We start from the raw sequence: 1747 nt of genomic DNA, 5'->3' as shown, positions 1-1747 counted from the left end.
TCGTGGGTGACGACGATCATGGTCATGCCGGACTCGGCGAGGTCGCGCATGACGTCGAGGACGTCTCCGACGAGTTCGGGGTCGAGGGCGGAGGTGGGCTCGTCGAAGAGCATCAGCTTGGGTTCCATCGCCAGTGCGCGGGCGATGGCGACGCGCTGCTGCTGGCCGCCGGAGAGCTGGGAGGGGTAGTTGCCGGCCTTGTCGGCGAGGCCGACGCGGTCGAGGAGGCGCTCGGCGCGTTCGCGGGCGACGGCCCTGGCCTCTCCCTTGACCTGGATGGGGGCTTCCATGACGTTGGCCAGGGCGGTCATGTGGGGGAAGAGGTTGAAGCGCTGGAAGACCATGCCGATGTCGCGGCGCTGGGCGGCGACCTCGCTGTCCTTCAGTTCGTAGAGTTTGTCGCCCTTCTGGCGGTAGCCGACGAGCTGGCCGTCGACGTAGAGCCGGCCGGCGTTGATCTTCTCGAGGTGGTTGATGCAGCGCAGGAAGGTGGATTTGCCGGAGCCGGAGGGGCCGATCAGGCAGAACACCTCGCCGTTGTTCACCTCGAGGTCGATGCCGCGCAGGATGTGGGCGGGTCCGTAGGACTTGTGGACGCCTTCGGCCTTGACCATGAGAGTCATCCCGAGACCTCCGAGCGCTTGAACATGGTGAGGTTGGTCTTGATCTTCTGCCAGGGGGTGGGGGGCAGGGAGCGCAGGGAGCCCTTGGCGTAGTGGCGTTCGAGGTAGTACTGGCCGACGCTGAAGACGCTGGTGAGGATGAGGTACCAGATGGAGGCGAGGAAGAACATCTCCATGACGGCGAAGGAGACCGAGGCGATGTCCTGGGCGGCGCGTAGCAGGTCGGGGTATTGCACGGCGACGACGAGTGAGCTGGTTTTGAGCATGTTGATGAACTCGTTGCCGGTGGGCGGGATGATCACGCGCATGGACTGGGGCAGGACGACCCGGCGCATGGTCTTGGCCTGGGACATGCCCAGGGCGTGGGAGGCTTCGGTCTGGCCTTCGTCGACGGACTGGATGCCGGCGCGGACGATCTCGGCCATGTAGGCGCCCTCGTTGAGGCCCAGGCCCAGCAGGGCGGCCAGGAACGGGGTCATGACGTCGGTCATCTCGTCCTTGTAGAACCCGATGTTGAAGACCGGGAAGATCAGGGCGAGGTTGAACCAGATGAGGAGCTGGACGTAGACCGGGGTGCCGCGGAAGATCCAGATGTAGAGCCAGGCGACGGAGCTGGTCACGGGGTTCTTGGAGAGCCGCATGACGGCGAACAGGACGCCGAGGACCAGGCCGAGGGCCATGGAGGCGACGCTGATGAGGATGGTGTTGCCGAGGCCGGAGAGGATGCTGGGGTCGAACAGCTTCTCCGGGACGGTGGCCCAGCGGACGTTGCCCTGGGAGAAGGCGTAGACCAGCAGGGCCAGGAGGGCCACGACCACGACGCCGGCGATCCAGCGTCCGTAGTGGCGGACCGGGATGGCCTTGATGGCCTCCGGGGGGACCCCCGCCGGGGCGGGTGACGCCCCGGCGGGAACCTTGTCGAACTTGTCAGTCACGACGACTGCCCTTCAGTGGTACGCGAGAGGTCAGGAACCGCCGTTGATCTTGGCCGCGGGGATCGCGCCGTCGGCGGCGCCCCACTTGTCGAGAGCGGCCTTGTAGGTGCCGTCCTTGATGATCGCGTCCAGCGCTTCCTTCAGCGCGTCACGCAGCTGGGTGTTCTTCTTGTCCACCGCGATACCGAA

At 66.1% G+C, this 1747-nt stretch carries 3 protein-coding genes; all 3 read right to left on the bottom strand.

What is annotated here, in order from left to right:
* Positions 1 to 623: amino acid ABC transporter ATP-binding protein (locus AB0D99_RS35615; RefSeq protein ID WP_362372371.1), on the bottom strand; the 623-nt coding region annotated here is incomplete at its 3' end.
* On the bottom strand, positions 620 to 1558 hold the full coding sequence (locus AB0D99_RS35610; protein WP_362372368.1) for an amino acid ABC transporter permease: 939 nt from the start codon (positions 1556 to 1558) through the stop codon (positions 620 to 622). The genes AB0D99_RS35610 and AB0D99_RS35615, both read right to left, overlap by 4 nt.
* Positions 1559 to 1588: 30 nt before the next feature.
* A partial coding sequence (locus tag AB0D99_RS35605; protein ID WP_362372374.1) for a transporter substrate-binding domain-containing protein occupies positions 1589 to 1747 on the bottom strand: 159 nt, incomplete at its 5' end.

This window comes from Streptomyces sp. NPDC047971 (genome assembly GCF_040653355.1).
Lineage (GTDB): Bacteria > Actinomycetota > Actinomycetes > Streptomycetales > Streptomycetaceae > Streptomyces.
This window is presented reverse-complemented; position numbering and strand designations above follow the sequence as displayed.